This window comes from Bacillus nitroreducens, assembly GCF_964021195.1.
The window spans coordinates 3,474,603-3,489,809 of the sequence record NZ_CAXHYI020000003.1 but is presented as its reverse complement, the minus strand read 5'-3'; the positions used below and the strand labels follow the sequence as shown (position 1 = coordinate 3,489,809).

At 36.0% G+C, this 15,207-nt stretch carries 18 protein-coding genes; 12 read left to right on the top strand and 6 right to left on the bottom strand.

What is annotated here, in order from left to right; translation table 11 throughout:
- Positions 1 to 14: 14 nt before the first annotated feature.
- On the bottom strand, positions 15 to 641 hold the full coding sequence (gene lexA, locus ACWPVE_RS20930) for a transcriptional repressor LexA (RefSeq protein WP_453996770.1): 627 nt from the start codon (positions 639 to 641) through the stop codon (positions 15 to 17).
- Between the two features lie 410 nt (positions 642 to 1,051).
- Between lexA and ACWPVE_RS20925 the strand changes: the two genes are divergently transcribed.
- From ACWPVE_RS20925 to ACWPVE_RS20910, 4 genes are all read left to right on the top strand, one after another.
- Positions 1,052 to 1,282, top strand: a complete 231-nt coding sequence (locus ACWPVE_RS20925) for a DUF896 domain-containing protein (protein ID WP_453996768.1) — start codon at positions 1,052 to 1,054, stop codon at positions 1,280 to 1,282.
- Between the two features lie 106 nt (positions 1,283 to 1,388).
- Positions 1,389 to 3,392 (top strand): transketolase, encoded by a 2,004-nt coding sequence (tkt, locus tag ACWPVE_RS20920; protein WP_453996766.1) that lies wholly within the window; start codon positions 1,389 to 1,391, stop codon positions 3,390 to 3,392.
- A gap of 146 nt (positions 3,393 to 3,538) precedes the next feature.
- Positions 3,539 to 3,979 carry a sporulation inhibitor of replication protein SirA gene (gene sirA / locus ACWPVE_RS20915; RefSeq protein WP_453996764.1) on the top strand — a complete coding sequence of 147 codons (441 nt, stop codon included), beginning with the start codon at positions 3,539 to 3,541 and terminating at the stop codon, positions 3,977 to 3,979.
- 88 nt (positions 3,980 to 4,067) lie between these two features.
- The gene (locus ACWPVE_RS20910; RefSeq protein WP_453996762.1) at positions 4,068 to 4,292 is read left to right on the top strand and encodes a YneF family protein; all 225 of its coding nucleotides are present in this window, start codon (positions 4,068 to 4,070) and stop codon (positions 4,290 to 4,292) included.
- A 365-nt stretch (positions 4,293 to 4,657) separates the two neighbouring features.
- On the opposite strand, the gene ACWPVE_RS20905 is transcribed toward ACWPVE_RS20910, so the two are convergent.
- Entirely contained in the window at positions 4,658 to 5,047 is a 390-nt protein-coding gene (locus ACWPVE_RS20905) for a VOC family protein (protein WP_453996760.1), read from the bottom strand.
- A gap of 168 nt (positions 5,048 to 5,215) precedes the next feature.
- Between ACWPVE_RS20905 and ACWPVE_RS20900 the strand changes: the two genes are divergently transcribed.
- Positions 5,216 to 6,964: an ABC transporter transmembrane domain-containing protein gene (locus tag ACWPVE_RS20900; protein ID WP_453996758.1), complete on the top strand. Its 1,749-nt coding sequence runs from the start codon at positions 5,216 to 5,218 to the stop codon at positions 6,962 to 6,964.
- Between the two features lie 3 nt (positions 6,965 to 6,967).
- Entirely contained in the window at positions 6,968 to 8,743 is a 1,776-nt protein-coding gene (locus ACWPVE_RS20895; RefSeq protein ID WP_453996756.1) for an ABC transporter ATP-binding protein, read from the top strand.
- Between the two features lie 8 nt (positions 8,744 to 8,751).
- On the opposite strand, the gene ACWPVE_RS20890 is transcribed toward ACWPVE_RS20895, so the two are convergent.
- Positions 8,752 to 8,925 (bottom strand): Spo0E family sporulation regulatory protein-aspartic acid phosphatase, encoded by a 174-nt coding sequence (locus ACWPVE_RS20890; protein WP_453996754.1) that lies wholly within the window; start codon positions 8,923 to 8,925, stop codon positions 8,752 to 8,754.
- Between the two features lie 202 nt (positions 8,926 to 9,127).
- Between ACWPVE_RS20890 and ACWPVE_RS20885 the strand changes: the two genes are divergently transcribed.
- The 3 genes from ACWPVE_RS20885 to ACWPVE_RS20875 are packed head-to-tail and all read left to right on the top strand — an operon-like array spanning position 9,128 to position 10,771.
- The gene (locus ACWPVE_RS20885; protein ID WP_453996752.1) at positions 9,128 to 9,835 is read left to right on the top strand and encodes a cytochrome c biogenesis CcdA family protein; all 708 of its coding nucleotides are present in this window, start codon (positions 9,128 to 9,130) and stop codon (positions 9,833 to 9,835) included.
- 43 nt (positions 9,836 to 9,878) lie between these two features.
- Positions 9,879 to 10,238 (top strand): response regulator, encoded by a 360-nt coding sequence (locus ACWPVE_RS20880; protein WP_453996750.1) that lies wholly within the window; start codon positions 9,879 to 9,881, stop codon positions 10,236 to 10,238.
- A 29-nt stretch (positions 10,239 to 10,267) separates the two neighbouring features.
- Positions 10,268 to 10,771: a CcdC family protein gene (locus tag ACWPVE_RS20875; protein ID WP_453996748.1), complete on the top strand. Its 504-nt coding sequence runs from the start codon at positions 10,268 to 10,270 to the stop codon at positions 10,769 to 10,771.
- Between the two features lie 36 nt (positions 10,772 to 10,807).
- Here ACWPVE_RS20875 and ACWPVE_RS20870 read toward each other — a convergent pair whose 3' ends face one another.
- A complete protein-coding gene (locus ACWPVE_RS20870) occupies positions 10,808 to 11,233 on the bottom strand; it encodes a DUF2621 domain-containing protein (RefSeq protein ID WP_453996746.1) in 426 nt (141 codons plus the stop codon).
- Positions 11,234 to 11,364: 131 nt separating this feature from the next.
- Here ACWPVE_RS20870 and ACWPVE_RS20865 point away from each other — a divergent pair, with 131 nt between their 5' ends.
- Positions 11,365 to 12,630: a SpoIID/LytB domain-containing protein gene (locus ACWPVE_RS20865; protein WP_453996744.1), complete on the top strand. Its 1,266-nt coding sequence runs from the start codon at positions 11,365 to 11,367 to the stop codon at positions 12,628 to 12,630.
- Between the two features lie 16 nt (positions 12,631 to 12,646).
- Here the strand turns inward: ACWPVE_RS20865 and ACWPVE_RS20860 are convergent, their stop codons facing one another.
- Positions 12,647 to 13,042 (bottom strand): Hsp20/alpha crystallin family protein, encoded by a 396-nt coding sequence (locus ACWPVE_RS20860; RefSeq protein ID WP_453996742.1) that lies wholly within the window; start codon positions 13,040 to 13,042, stop codon positions 12,647 to 12,649.
- A 152-nt stretch (positions 13,043 to 13,194) separates the two neighbouring features.
- Between ACWPVE_RS20860 and selA the strand changes: the two genes are divergently transcribed.
- Positions 13,195 to 14,595, top strand: a complete 1,401-nt coding sequence (gene selA, locus ACWPVE_RS20855; RefSeq protein WP_453996740.1) for an L-seryl-tRNA(Sec) selenium transferase — start codon at positions 13,195 to 13,197, stop codon at positions 14,593 to 14,595.
- Between the two features lie 30 nt (positions 14,596 to 14,625).
- Here the strand turns inward: selA and ACWPVE_RS20850 are convergent, their stop codons facing one another.
- The gene (locus ACWPVE_RS20850; protein WP_453996738.1) at positions 14,626 to 14,769 is read right to left on the bottom strand and encodes a small acid-soluble spore protein P; all 144 of its coding nucleotides are present in this window, start codon (positions 14,767 to 14,769) and stop codon (positions 14,626 to 14,628) included.
- 127 nt (positions 14,770 to 14,896) lie between these two features.
- Here ACWPVE_RS20850 and ACWPVE_RS20845 point away from each other — a divergent pair, with 127 nt between their 5' ends.
- A complete protein-coding gene (locus ACWPVE_RS20845) occupies positions 14,897 to 15,151 on the top strand; it encodes a hypothetical protein (RefSeq protein WP_453996736.1) in 255 nt (84 codons plus the stop codon).
- The last annotated feature ends 56 nt before the right edge of the window (positions 15,152 to 15,207 follow it).

Here is a 15,207-nt window from a genome sequence, read left to right as displayed (position 1 = left end):
TGTTCTTTTGCTACTTAATGAATCGTACGGTATACGCCAACCACTTTTCCAAGAATGCTTACGTTCTTTAGAATAATTGGTTCAAGCATAGAATTTTCGGGTTGCAAGCGAATATGGTCTTTTTCTTTAAAGAAACGTTTTACGGTCGCTTCATCTTCTTCTGTCATCGCAACGACAATATCCCCGTTATTTGCTGAATTCTGTTGTCTAACGATTACATAGTCTCCGTCGAGAATTCCAGCTTCTATCATACTGTCACCCATGATTTCTAGCATGAAAATTTGGTCGTCATGAGCAGCGAAACGATCAGGCAATGGAAAGTACTCTTCAATATTTTCTACCGCTGTAATGGGTTGACCAGCAGTGACTTTACCGATGACAGGAACATTTACGACATTTGCAGTCGGAATTGTTTCATTTTCATCGACATGTAAAATTTCGATGGCACGAGGTTTTGTCGGGTCTCTTCGGATTAACCCTTTGCTCTCAAGTCTGGACAAATGGCCATGTACTGTTGAACTTGATGCAAGTCCAACAGCTTCACCAATTTCCCTAACGGAAGGTGGGTATCCTTTATCTTTCACTTCTTGTTTAATGTAATTCAATATATCTTGCTGTCTTTTTGAAAGCTTAGTTGTCATCTACACTCATCCCCTAACTATAAATATTCTTTTTATATGTATGTTTCGTGTTTATCTTCTTTGGTTTATTTATCTACACGATTACGACAAATACCGAAATTCTTAAATAAAGTATAACATGTTTTACTATGTTATACAAACATAAGTTCGAATTATTGTTGACAAAAACATTTGTTCGGTATATGATAAAAACATAAAATGCGAACAAACATTCTATAGGAGTGAGAAAGATGTTAAAAAATATAAAAGACGGGTTTATCTATTATGTACTTTTTGTTTTATTAAGCATGGGAATGGTGTTCATTACTGCAAGCTAAAGGAAAAAGACAATTAGTAGAACACTTGTAAAATTTCCTTTCATCTAGTACTATGTACTATGATTTAGAAATGAAAATACAAGGAGTCATACTATGCTTTCAAAAGATAAAATTGAGCGGATCAACGCACTATCAAAGAAGTCTAAAACAGTAGGCCTTACTGATAAAGAAAAAGAAGAACAACAAGAACTAAGGCAAGAGTATTTACGTGTTTTCAGAAGTTCAATGACTAATACATTACACTCAGTAAAGATTGTCGATCCTGAGGGTAATGATGTAACTCCAGAAAAATTAAAAGAGAGTAAACGTAAAAATTTACATTAACAAAGAATACATAGATTTCTATGTATTCTTTTTTTTTGTGCATACTACACAAGAACCCATTATTTTTACATGATAAAGAACAAAACTTGAAAGGATGAATTGCTTAATGACACATTCAATTACTGATTTATCAATAGCCTCGATTCGAACACTTTCAATCGATGCAGTAGAAAAAGCAAATTCAGGACATCCAGGGATGCCAATGGGCGCTGCGCCGATGACGTATACACTTTGGACACGACATATGAAACACAATCCGAAAAACCCAAACTGGTTTAACCGTGACCGCTTTGTTCTTTCTGCTGGACATGGATCTGCGCTTTTATACAGCATGCTACATTTATCAGGTTATGACTTAACGATTGACGATTTAAAGCAATTTCGTCAATGGGGAAGTAAAACACCAGGACATCCCGAATACGGTCATACAGCAGGTGTAGATGCTACAACTGGTCCGCTTGGTCAAGGTATTGCTATGGCTGTAGGAATGGCAATGGCAGAACGACATTTAGCAGCTGTTTACAATAAAGACCAATTTGAAATCGTTAATCATTATACATACGCCATTTGTGGCGATGGTGACTTGATGGAAGGAGTATCTAGTGAGGCATCATCAATGGCTGGCCATTTGAAACTAGGTCGCTTAATCGTTTTATATGATTCCAATGATATTTCACTTGATGGAGACCTTGATCAGGCTTTCTCTGAATCTGTAGAGCAAAGATATAAGGCATATGGCTGGCAGTACATTCGTGTTGAAGATGGAAATGATATTGATGCAATTGATAAGGCGATTCAAGAAGCAAAAGGGGATTTAGATCGACCAACACTCATTGAGGTTCGAACAACAATTGGTTATGGCTCACCGAATCGCGCAGGAAAATCAAAGGCTCATGGGGAACCATTGGGAGCTGATGAATTAAAATTAACGAAGGAAGCATACAATTGGACGTTTGAAAATGATTTTCATGTTCCAAATGAGGTTTATACTCATTTTGAGGAAACAGTGCAAAAAACGGGAGCAGAGAGTGAGCAGGAATGGAACAATTTATTCAGTAGCTATAAGGAAAGTAACCAAGAGCTTGGAAAACAGTTGGAAATGGCTATAAATGGTACTCTCCCAGATGGTTGGGAAAAATCATTGCCTGTTTACGAAGTTGGGAAAAAGCTAGCAACTAGAGCATCATCTGGCGAGACATTAAATGCCATTGCGCAAAGCGTGCCACAATTTTTTGGTGGTTCGGCTGATTTAGCGGGGTCAAATAAAACGATGATCAATGGTGCATCTGATTTTATGCCTCATGATTATAGTGGTCGCAATATATGGTTTGGGGTTCGTGAGTTTGCAATGGGGGCTGCCTTAAATGGAATGGCTCTCCATGGTGGTTTAAAGGTGTACGGTGGGACATTCTTTGTATTCTCTGATTATTTACGTCCAGCAATAAGACTTGCCGCACTTATGAAAGTACCTGTCACATACGTATTTACGCATGACAGTATTGCAGTTGGTGAAGACGGACCAACACATGAACCAATCGAACAATTACCTGCATTAAGAGCAATGCCAAATTTATCAGTTATCCGACCTGCAGATGGAAATGAAACAGCTGCAGCATGGAGAGTTGCGATCGAGTCAAAAGAGGTTCCAACTGCACTAGTCTTAACAAGACAGAACTTACCGACATTAGAAGGAACGGCTGAAAAAGCATATGAAGGTGTACAAAAGGGTGCTTATGTCGTATCTCCTGCACCATCAGGACAACCGGTAGCCCTACTGTTAGCAACTGGTTCGGAGGTTAGTCTTGCCGTTGAAGCACAAAAACAACTAGCAAGTGAAAATATTGAGGTATCGGTTGTAAGTATGCCATCATGGGATCGCTTTGAAGCTCAGTCACAAGAATACAAAAACTCTGTAATCCCTAAAAATGTAAAAAAACGACTAGCGATCGAAATGGCTACTCCACTTGGCTGGGAGAGATATACAGGCGATGAAGGTGATATTATTGGAATTCATGAATTTGGCGCCTCTGCTCCTGGTGAAATTGTGATGAGAGAATATGGATTCTCCGTAGAAAATGTGGTGAATCGAGTCAAAAAATTACTTCAATAATTTAGAAAGGGGGTCTAAAAAGCCCCCCTTTTTTACATAAGTAACGCTTTCGACAAAACTAGACGATTCTTACTCCAGTATAAGACAAAAAGCACAGACTCTTTCAAATATACTATTTGTAACAGGTAATAGTAGGAGGAAAGAGTATGAGAGAATACCACATATATTTAATAGAAGAGGAATTTGCCACTCATTACTTTGGTCGTGAATCACTAATCTATCATCTGTTTTTAGAACATAATCAATCCAAACATGAACGAAAAGAAGTGTTAACGAAACAAATAGAGTTTATTACAAGAACAATTCCATCGTTACGGATCCAACAGAAGATCGAATCAAGCCTAGCTCATTATTCCGTTTATAAGCATCAAAGCCATATACATACTCTAGAATGGAATGAATTTAATAGTTACGCCAAACTAGCAGTCAATAAAAATTTTATTCATCTTCAATCAACAGGCAGCTATGAAGCTGAAACAGCTTTCTTTGAAATCCTTCGAAAATATGATCGCTGTTTTTTAGCAATGGATTTTACATCAAATAAATATGGATGGTTAAACCCTATAAAAGAAAGAAAGTTTGTATAAAAGGCTAGGAAAACACTAAACAAATATTGTATAATTGCTATTGGTTTAGTACACTGTAGTGAGACAACATGAAGGAGGAAGTTTTGGTATGGAATTATGGTTAGCTATCTTACTAATCGTGGTAGCTTTACTTGGTGGCGTAGCATTAGGTTTCTTTATTGCACGTAAATACATGATGAACTATTTAAAGAAAAACCCACCAATCAACGAGCAAATGCTAAAAGTAATGATGATGCAAATGGGTCAAAAGCCAAGTCAAAAGAAGATCAATCAAATGCTAAAAGCTATGAATGGTCAAATGGACAAGCAATAAACATCAGGGGTTTTTGGTCAATTACTAGTGAGGCATATATAAATATCTAGATTAGATGTAATTTGCCTCATCACTTTGATGTATTTTACGCTTTCACAATCAAAAAACACTTTTTCTGTTGAAATATCAACTAGAAAGGGTGTTTTTTTATGTCTAAAAATATTGAACGAATTAGAATCGTGTTTTCTTTTTATAGTTCGAAAAAATTAGCTAAGAATGATTGCTAACAACAAAAGAAAATGTCAAATACAATGAATGGTCAAATGGACAAACGATAAAATCGGACAAGCATATCTGCATCCAACTACAATCAGTGCCACTTTTCTAGTGTGAAATCACTAAAAAAGTGGCTTTTGTTTTTCCTTTTATAACTCTCTTTGAGGCACGTTTAACTCAATGATATTTCCATCAGGATCGGTGCAAAAAATTTGGGCGAAACCACTGGCGCCGTCTGGTTTTTCAAGAACAGGTACATTGTTCATGGATAACCAATTCAGTGTATCATAATAGTTATCAATTCTTAGTGCCACATGACCTTCACGGCTACTAATGCTTTTGTCTTTGCGAATCGTTTGTGATTCAGGCAAAACAATTAAATGTATTTGTTGATTTCCAACGGCATACCACGCACCTGGAAAATCAAAACCTGGGCGTTCAAGCTCTTCTAAACAAAGAATATTGCTATAGAAATCCTTTGCTTTTTCAAGATTTGTTACCGATAAACTCACATGATGAAGTTCCTTATATTTAATCATTCCTAATCACCTCAATATATCATCTAACGAACATTATAGTTGAAAATTTTAAGAAATAGAATGATTTCCTTTTATTTTTTCAATTATTGCTTGGTTTATCTTTCTAGAATTATAAAAATTTGGTAAACTATTATGGCTCACTTATTTCGTCTTTCGGAGGATTATAGGATGAAAATCTTTATTGATTTAATGTGGTTTTTTAAGCAGGAGAAAAAATCATACCTGATGGGAATCATTTTATTGTTAATTGTGGCTTTGTTGGAGCTTGTACCACCAAAAGTTATCGGCATGACAGTTGATTTTATTACACAAGGAACGTTAACGAAGGAACGTTTATTTAAATGGTTGGCTATCTTGCTAGGAACCGCATGCACGGTATATATTGTTCGCTTCTTCTGGCGAGTCATGATTTTTGGTTCGTCTGTTAAGCTAGCAAGATTGCTGAGGAACCAATTGTATGAACATTTTACCAAAATGTCTCAAGGTTTTTTCCAGAAGAGAAGAATAGGTGACCTAATGGCACATTCTACAAATGATTTACAGGCTATTCAACAAACAGCAGGCTCTGGTGTCTTAACTTTAGTAGATTCACTTGCTACAGGTGGTTTTGTCTTATTGATGATGGCTTTTACAATTAGTTGGAAACTTACATTAATCTGTCTTATTCCTTTACCATTTATGGCACTGTCTACAAATTATTATGGGACCCTTTTACATAGACGTTTTCATAAGGCGCAGGAAGCCTTTTCAAGTTTGAATGATAAAGTGCAAGAAAGTGTTAGTGGGATTAAGGTCATTAAGACGTTCGGTCAGGAAGAGGAAGATATCGAGTCATTTCGAAAACAGTCCGACGACGTAGTCAAAAAAAACCTATCTGTAGCAAAGGTAGATGCTCTCTATGATCCGACGATTTCATTGATAGTCGGAATCTCCTTTTTTCTAGCGATTGTATTCGGGTCCAGGTATGTACTGGCAGGCGAAATGACTTTAGGAGAACTAGTCTCCTTTACAACCTATCTAGGACTATTAATTTGGCCACTACTTGCTTTTGGCTGGTTATTTAACATAGTGGAGCGGGGAAGAGCATCCTATGATCGTGTTCAAAACCTTCTCAACGAGCCCATTGAAATAACAGATTCTAAAGAACCAAATGAAAAAACTCCAACAGGTCATATTACATATTCCATCTCCCACTTTTCATATCCAGGAGAACAAAAGCAAAGCCTTGGGGACATTCATTTTAGCTTAAATAGAGGTCACACACTTGGAATTGTTGGGAAAACAGGTGCAGGAAAAACCACTTTGCTAAAACTACTTATACGTGAAATAGAGGGCTATGACGGTCAGATACTAATAGGTGAAAACGAGATTAAATCTTATACCTTAAATGCGTTACGTAAAGGTATTGGCTATGTTCCACAGGATCATTTTCTTTTTTCAGCTACAGTTGCAGACAATATTGCATTTGCAAAACCAAATGCCTCGATGAAGGAAATTATGGAAGCGGCAAGTTTAGCTAATATTCATGAGGATATCCTACAATTCACAGATGGCTATGAAACCGTAGTTGGTGAGCGTGGTGTTTCACTATCAGGTGGGCAAAAACAGCGGATTTCAATTGCTAGAGCATTATTGTTGAATCCAGAAATCTTAATTCTTGATGATTCCTTATCTGCTGTTGATGCTAAGACGGAAGAAGAAATATTACGTGCCCTACGGGAAAATCGGAAAGGAAAAACTACGATTATTACCTCACATCGATTAAGTGCAATCCAACATGCTAATCAAATTCTTGTCCTAGAAGATGGAAATATCGTACAGCGTGGTACACATGACGAGCTTATGGAGAATGAGGGTTGGTACCGTGATATGTATCAGCGACAGCAACTTGAATCTCTTGTTGAGCATGGGGGTTAAATCATGACGAAAATGACTAAAAAAGACCAAAGGCGTGCCATAGTACGGCTGCTTTCTTATACAAAATCACATTCGAAAGAATTCATCATTGCCTTTTCCCTATTAATACTTGCCACGATTGGGGATATCATTGGTCCCATAATTATAAAAGTATTCATTGATGAATACTTAACACCTCGAAACCTACCAGTTGAGCCATTGGTATACTTAGGTGCGTTATACCTATTTATTCATGTAACGAAAGTCATTCTTCAGTACTTTCAATTGGTAAAGTTCCAGGAAATTGCATTAAAAATTATTCGAGAAATGCGAGTCGAAGTATTTTCAAAGGTTCATAAACTCGGGCTTAAATATTTTGATAAAACACCAGGCGGAAGTATAGTCTCAAGAGTGACAAATGATACAGAGGCTATAAAAGACATGTTCGTTGAGGTTGTTGCAACCTTTGTCCAAAATGGTGTGTTATTGATTGGGATTTTTATTGCGATGTTTTATCTAAATGTACAACTAGCACTCGTTTGTTTATTACTAATACCCATTCTCTTTGTACTAATGCAAACATACCGTAAATTTAGTTCAAGGTATTACCATGATATGCGTGAACGATTAAGTCAACTAAACGCAAAGCTTAATGAATCACTTCAAGGAATGGCGATTATTCAAGTGTTCCGTCAAGAAAAAAGATTACGTCGGGAGTTTGCTGAAATTAATGAGGCACATTACCAAGCTGGGATAAAAAATATTAAGCTAGATGGTCTCTTATTAAGACCAGCAGTAGATTTCATCTATATTATAACCATTATTATGGTATTAAGCTTTTTTGGTATTTCAGCTCTTGAGAGCCCGATAGAAGTAGGTGTTCTTTTTGCATTTGTTAATTATTTAGAACGATTTTTCGAACCAGTGAACCAAATGATGATGCGCTTATCTCTCCTTCAACAAGCGGTCGTTGCATCCCAGCGAGTATTTGAGCTTCTCGATCATGATGAACTAGCACCGCAAACAATCGGTAATAAGAATCCAACGATAGAAAAAGGAGAAATTGAATTCAAAAATGTTAGCTTTTCCTATGATGGAAAGCGTGATGTCTTAAAAGATATTTCATTTACTGCAAAAACAGGGGAGACTGTTGCAATAGTAGGACATACGGGCAGTGGAAAAAGTTCTATTATTAATCTTTTAATGAGATTTTATGACATTGAACATGGTGAAATATTAATTGATGGACATTCGATTAAAACATATGAAAATAGTATGCTTCGTCAAAAAATAGGTCTAGTCCTTCAGGATCCGTTTTTGTTCGTCGGGACAATAAGGGAAAATCTTCGGTTAAACAATCCAGACATTACGGACCAGGAAATGGAGGAAGCAGCCAAATTTGTTCAAGCAGATCATTTTATTTCTCAGCTGGAGGGTGGTTATGATTATCATGTGGTTGAACGAGGAGCCACTTTCTCAAGTGGACAAAGGCAATTGCTAGCATTTGCACGAACAATTGTTATGAATCCGAAAATCCTTATTTTAGATGAGGCTACAGCTAACATTGATACAGAGACGGAAGAGGAAATCCAAAAGGCCCTTGAAAAGATGCGACAGGGAAGAACGACAATTGCGATCGCTCATCGGTTGTCTACCATTCAAGATGCTGATCTCATTTTAGTTTTACACCAAGGGGAAATAGTAGAGAAAGGTACACATCAGGAGCTTTTAGCTAAAAAAGGATTATATTATAAAATGTTTTTACTTCAGAATGGTAGTATTGAAAAAGCGGTCATGTAAGAAGCCTCTCATGAATTTGAGAGGCTTTTCTGTGTTCTTTCAGTATTATATTGGTTTAAAAGGCCATCTAAATCTTGGCTTACTTTAATAGTAACTGCAGCTGTATACCCATGCTTCAGAACTATTTCTACCAGTTCAGTTCTTTTTTGTTCAATTTTAAGAAGAAGTTGTTCTTTAGACACAAGGAATAACCCTTTCTTGACATATTATCAAAGTCGTCTTACGAATTATGTATAGTATAACATATAATGGGAATTGAAAGATATATAAGTTGTTTGGAAATATCTTCAACATGAAAGACACAAAATGTTCATATGAAAAAATTATGAATATATATTATTATTTGCTAGAATGATAATGAACATCATTTTAGGAGTTGTTACAATGGCAGATGTAAATGCGTTTCTTGCTTTTGGTGCAGGATTTTTATCGTTTATTTCACCTTGTTGTTTACCGTTATATCCAGCATTTTTATCCTATATAACGGGTGCATCTGTAAGTGAATTGAAAACAGATAATGCAATGTTACAAAGACGGAGTATTTTACATACGATTTTCTTTTTAGTAGGATTTTCGGTTATTTTCATCATGCTAGGTTTTGGAACATCATTTGTTGGTCGAATTTTTAGTGAGTATCAAGATTTAATTCGCCAAATTGGGGCCATTTTTATAATATTCTTTGGTCTTGTTGTGCTAGGTATTTTAAAGCCAAGCTTTCTAATGAAAGATCGTAAAATTGAATTTAAAAATCGTCCAGGTGGATATATAGGATCAATCTTTATTGGAATGGCTTTCGCAGCGGGATGGACACCATGTATGGGACCTATCTTAATGTCTGTTATTGCACTAGGTAGTACAAATCCTGATTCGGCGATGTTGTACATGGTATTGTATTCACTAGGATTCTCCATTCCATTTCTCATTCTTTCATTTTTCATTGGACGTTTACAATGGATCCGAAAGAACAGTATTAAGATTGTAAAAATTGGTGGTTATGCCATGATTATCATGGGGGTTGTCTTGTATTTTGACTGGATGACCAAAATTATCGCATATGCTACTGCTATTTTTGGTGGATTTACTGGTTTTTAATCGAAACAACCTGAGAATGATATTCAAAGGGGGAAATTTGATAGTGGCTAGAATTTTAGTTGTTGATGATGCGAAATTTATGAGACTTACTCTTACAGATATATTAGTTAAAGCTGATCATGAGGTCGTTTCAGAAGCTGAAAACGGACTTGAAGCTATTAGAAAGTACAAAGAAACAAAACCAGATCTCGTTACAATGGATATTACGATGCCAGAGATGAATGGCATCGATGCTGTTAAAATGATAAAAGAATGGGATCCAAAGGCACGTATTATCATGTGTTCTGCTCTGGGACAACAAAAAATGGTTGTTGATGCCATCTCAGCAGGTGCGAAGGATTATATTGTAAAGCCTTTCGAAGATAGCAGAGTTGTTGAAACGATAAATAGAGTGTTAAATTAATTAAAAACCCATTTAAGAATCAGACTTAAATGGGTTCGTTTAAATTTAGTGATAATTTGTTTAAAGGAATGGTTGACTTGGTCATTGCATCTTCAATTGTCGCAATCATGATGGCGATTTTCGCAACTTTTTTAAGAGCAAAATCATCTCAAAAACCTGCAACAATTAAAAAGATTATTTTACCACCTGTCTTTATGAGTACTGGTGCATTAATGTTTGTTCATCCTATGTTTAGGGTAACACCTATCGAAATTCTAGAGGCTACAGTAGTAGGATTGCTATTTTCGATTCTATTAATAAAAACCTCATCATTCGAAATTAGAGATAATGATATCTATCTTAAGCGTTCAAAAGCGTTTATGTTCATCTTAATTGGCTTATTGACATTCCGGATTGTCTTAAAGTCAGTATTAAGCACAACAATTGATTTCGGATCTTTAAGTGGAATGTTTTGGATTCTTGCTTTTGCTATGATTGTGCCATGGCGAATTGCCATGTATGTGAAATATAAGAAGCTTGCTTCAACTCAATAAAACAAAACTCGGCATTTTTGCCGAGTTTTGTTTGGTTTAGAACAGCTCCTTATACGGAGTCACATCTATTTGTTTTTCTTTTAATGTTTTTAATAAGAATTTATGATCCCGTTTTGGTGTGGCAATGATATACCCTCTTACAACTAAATCCTGTGATATTTGTTTTGCTTTCTCTTCTAGGGCAAGTTCACCAATTTTACCTGCAATTTTTTCTCTTGCTACATCCCGAAAGAGCTCAGGCACAGGTTTAACTAAATCCTCTAGTAATTCCTTTTGGTCGCTTGGCCATAGATGCCTAGTTTTTTCTATGTAATAATCCTGCCAATCTAATTCAGATTTCCCATCTTCTTTCGGAAGTTTTTTTAAAAACTTTCGAAACATGAAAAAGCCTCCAATGGCAAGCATTGTAATAAAAAAGACAACCCATATAAGAATAAACCATAAAAACCATCCGCTAAGCATGAAATTGTTCACCTCAATAGAACATTATACCGTATCAGACAAGTGTTTTGAATAAAGTTCCCTCTTTTTATACGAAAATAATAAGAAGTTGAACAATCATATTATTGTTTCCACTAGGGAACTATACGAATATGAAAAAAATTCTATTTTTACTATGTCTCTTTTTATTTGTATGTGGGTTTTCCGAAGGAGAAGCTGAAGAATTGGTAAGGGTACGACTTAAAAACTTTGTCGGTGACACTGATGAAATTCAGATACAAATACAAGGTGATTATTTCAGTTTAGACCCGACACTATCATTAAAAGAAGGAGTGAACTACAGCTTATATGTTAAAAATGGAAAAATGCATATTAAAGGAGGAGAAGTTAATCAGCAGGTTGAACAAACCTTTTTACTAATCCCTCAAAGCTATAATGAAAACACTCGCGTCTATATTAATGAACGACCATACTTAGGTGCGATGGAATTTCAAGTCGAAAACAACCATTTTGTACGTCCTGTCAATCAACTACCATTAGAAGATTATTTAAAAGGGGTTGTCCCGCTTGAAGTGTTTCCTTCTTGGAATATCGAGGCGCTGAAAGCACAAGCACTAGCTGCAAGGACATATGCTGTTTCACATCTGAATGAAGATATGGATGATACAACCTTTTATCAGGTATATGGGGGCTATGTATGGAATGTGAGAACGACTGAGGCCGTTGAAGTCACAAAGGGTCAAGTTATTACATATAAGGACAGGCTAATTGATGCTTTTTATTCAGCAAGTAATGGCGGAATGACGGAAAATAATAAGAATGTCTGGGGCGGAAAAAGCAGAACTTTTTATCCAATTAAGGAAGATCCCTTTGATCCCATTCACCCGTGGGAATTTAGATTATCTAAAACACAAATAAACCTTGAAGAAATTGATTGGGAATCAGCAGATGCATGGGAGAACTTACAAGAAACAGATAAAGAAATAACCAATAACATAAAAAGATCGCTCAACCGACAAGGTTTTCCAGGAGATATTGCAATCCTTTCGATTCCAAAATTCGAAGTAAACTCTAACAGATTCGAATCAAACCGTTCCATGACGGGTACAATTGAGGTTGAATTCCTACAAAGGCTAGTAGATGGAACCATTTTATTAGGGAATGTAACATTAGAGAATGTTCATTTAAATCGAATACGTCCTATGATAGGCGGTAATATCTTTAAGAGTTATTTAATAGACTCACTCCAATCGAATGACTCCGAATACGTAATGAAGGGGAGAGGGTATGGGCATGGAGTGGGGATGAGTCAATGGGGAGCAAGTATAATGGGGGATAACGGGAAAAAATACGATGAGATTATTCATTTTTACTTTCCAGGAACAACGATAACGAATTATGAAAAGATTCTAAAGTAAAAAGGTCCTGTAACAATTACAGGACTTTTATTTTTATATGATTTTTGTTATTTTTGCGTTTTCCATTTTTATTAATATAAATTTCGAGGATTTCATTTCGAAAAAGTGCTTCAATTTTCTTTCTTTCTAATTCGAAAGGAAAGGTGACGACTCTTTCAGTTAATATTGTGTCATTTGGAGGTGTTTCGCAATCTGTCAATTTGATATGAAATGTGTCGTTCAAAACATGTAACTGGATTTGTTCAGGTTGATATCCGGTTAATTCAGCTTCAATAATATATTCATCTTGTGTTTCAAATAAATCAATTCGAAACTGATATTCATCTAATAGATAGGGATCTTCTAGAAATTGTCTCATCCAGTCCTCCAACCCATTCAAGCGAAGAGGGTTGGATTTATCATAATTATTCATAATTTGGACCTCCATGAAATTCTATATTCAGGATATTCAATAAGTTGGTTCTTTGTGATACTGAAAATAGCGAAAATTGTACAATCTGTTTGTAAAGTGTAATGCAATCATGTAAAAATAAGGATACATAGTGCATTTGTGGAGGATTTTAAATGAAAAATTTGTTTCAACTGTTGCCAGCCATACATGACCTACAAACGACCCCGATGTTTGCAAAGCTTTCGAAACGTTACCAAGTGGAGAAAGAATATTTGACAGATATATTAAGGCAAGTTATATCTAGCGTTCGAAATGAAATTGTTTATGGGGAATGGAATGAAGGGATTTCATCGAAGGAAGAAATGATGGCGTCAATTTTTCAAAGAGGAGAAAAAGAGTTAATAAAAAACACGAAATATTACTTAACAAAAACAATCAATGCAACTGGTACCGTTCTACATACGAACTTAGGACGTGCTAGACTAAGTGACGAAGCAATTCACCATGTTGTAGAAATTGCGAAAGGGTATTCAAACTTAGAATATGACGTGTTCGAAGGTACGCGAGGTTCCCGTCATTCCATTGTAGAATCTTTATTAATACAATTAACAGGTGCTGAAAGCGCGATGGTGGTTAATAATAATGCAGCAGCTGTCTTCTTTATTTTACGTGCATTAGCTAAAAACCAAGAGGTGATTGTTTCTCGGGGCCAATTAGTAGAGATCGGGGGATCATTTCGAATCTCTGCTATTATGGAGGAAAGTGGTGCTAGACTTGTTGAGGTAGGGACAACAAATAAAACACACTTAACCGATTATGAAAATGCTCTAACCGATCAAACATCGATGATCCTTAAAGTTCATACTAGTAATTTTAAGACAATCGGTTTTACTAAGACCGTTGAAATCCCAGAACTCGTTAGTCTAAAGGAAAAGAAAGACGATCTTGTTATTTATGAAGATTTAGGAAGCGGAGTTTTATATGATTTTACAGACCATGGGATCGGTGATGAACCAGTAATAAAAGATATTTTGGCTCATGGTGTAGACCTTGTTTCATTTAGTGGGGATAAACTCCTTGGTGGTCCACAAGCGGGAATTATTGTTGGGAAAAAACGCTTGGTAGACCAATTAAAAAAACATCAACTTGCTCGTGTATTGCGAGTTGATAAAATGACGTATGCTGCACTTGAAGCAACGTTATTAGATTATCTCAAAGGAAAATATAATAATATTCCAACGATACGGGATATCATAACTCTAAAAGAGGAAATAAAGGGACGTTGTCAATCTTTTAAAGAGAAATTAGAAGAAAAAACGAAACTTTATCATGTAGAAATAATAGAGGACGTTTCACCAATAGGTGGGGGTACGATGCCTGGAGTTGAAGTACCTACTTACGTTGTTCGTTTATCGCACATAAAAAAATCAACAATGGAGATATCAACTTTACTTCGTCAACACTCAATTCCGATCATTTCTCGAATTAAAAACGATAAGGTCATACTTGATTTTCGTACCATAGAAAACGAAGAAATCGAAGAATTAGTACTTGCGTTTACACTCATTGAATAAGAAGCCGCTAAAAAAAGCGGCTCTTTATTTTTACATATCGTGGCCAGCATTATTCTTTTGTCTTGTGTGATTTCGGTTTTTTACTTTTTTAGAACCGCTCATTGGCTGAGGTTGACTACCTGTACTTTGTCCACCATTTGCTCGAATATCCTTGAACGTGTTTTTTTCTCCCATGAATTTTCCCCCCTTTGTGTTATTAGGATAAGTGTATTTCCACTTTTTTATGCGATTTTGCACTGAATGATTTTTTGGAAAAAAGGGAAGCTATAATTGCACGAATCACCTTAAGGGAGTTGAAAAAATGCCATATCATAAGGATAAGCAGCAAGCATTCCAAGCTGCACAGCAGGGAACAGAGCAAGCAAGAGACGTTTATGAAAATATTGTTTTAAATGATCCTGATTATGGAGCTCATTTAAAGCGATTGAAAAATGAGGTAAACGAAGCTTATCAACAAATTGAAAATGCGTTAGAAGTGGCATCAGAGCATCAGAAAGCCCAACTTCAGCAATTTCAACAGGATTTAGATTCCATCATGAATGAAGTGAATGAATAAAAACAAGCCCGCATAATGCGGGCATTCATTTTATCAGTACGGTTTTGCTTTTGAAG

Excerpts from the sequence above, each read along its gene's own strand:
- ACWPVE_RS20925 (WP_453996768.1), top strand. The coding sequence starts at position 1,052 with ATGCTTTCAAAAGATAAAATTGAGCGGATCAACGCACTATCAAAGAAG.
- selA (WP_453996740.1), top strand. The coding sequence starts at position 13,195 with ATGAAAAATTTGTTTCAACTGTTGCCAGCCATACATGACCTACAAACG.
- sirA (WP_453996764.1), top strand. The coding sequence starts at position 3,539 with ATGAGAGAATACCACATATATTTAATAGAAGAGGAATTTGCCACTCAT.
- ACWPVE_RS20905 (WP_453996760.1), bottom strand. The coding sequence starts at position 5,047 with ATGATTAAATATAAGGAACTTCATCATGTGAGTTTATCGGTAACAAAT.
- ACWPVE_RS20895 (WP_453996756.1), top strand. The coding sequence starts at position 6,968 with ATGACGAAAATGACTAAAAAAGACCAAAGGCGTGCCATAGTACGGCTG.
- ACWPVE_RS20900 (WP_453996758.1), top strand. The coding sequence starts at position 5,216 with ATGAAAATCTTTATTGATTTAATGTGGTTTTTTAAGCAGGAGAAAAAA.
- ACWPVE_RS20845 (WP_453996736.1), top strand. The coding sequence starts at position 14,897 with ATGCCATATCATAAGGATAAGCAGCAAGCATTCCAAGCTGCACAGCAG.
- tkt (WP_453996766.1), top strand. The coding sequence starts at position 1,389 with ATGACACATTCAATTACTGATTTATCAATAGCCTCGATTCGAACACTT.
- lexA (WP_453996770.1), bottom strand. The coding sequence starts at position 641 with ATGACAACTAAGCTTTCAAAAAGACAGCAAGATATATTGAATTACATT.
- ACWPVE_RS20870 (WP_453996746.1), bottom strand. The coding sequence starts at position 11,233 with ATGCTTAGCGGATGGTTTTTATGGTTTATTCTTATATGGGTTGTCTTT.
- ACWPVE_RS20885 (WP_453996752.1), top strand. The coding sequence starts at position 9,128 with ATGGCAGATGTAAATGCGTTTCTTGCTTTTGGTGCAGGATTTTTATCG.
- ACWPVE_RS20875 (WP_453996748.1), top strand. The coding sequence starts at position 10,268 with ATGGGTTCGTTTAAATTTAGTGATAATTTGTTTAAAGGAATGGTTGAC.
- ACWPVE_RS20910 (WP_453996762.1), top strand. The coding sequence starts at position 4,068 with ATGGAATTATGGTTAGCTATCTTACTAATCGTGGTAGCTTTACTTGGT.
- ACWPVE_RS20865 (WP_453996744.1), top strand. The coding sequence starts at position 11,365 with ATGAAAAAAATTCTATTTTTACTATGTCTCTTTTTATTTGTATGTGGG.
- ACWPVE_RS20860 (WP_453996742.1), bottom strand. The coding sequence starts at position 13,042 with ATGAATAATTATGATAAATCCAACCCTCTTCGCTTGAATGGGTTGGAG.
- ACWPVE_RS20850 (WP_453996738.1), bottom strand. The coding sequence starts at position 14,769 with ATGGGAGAAAAAAACACGTTCAAGGATATTCGAGCAAATGGTGGACAA.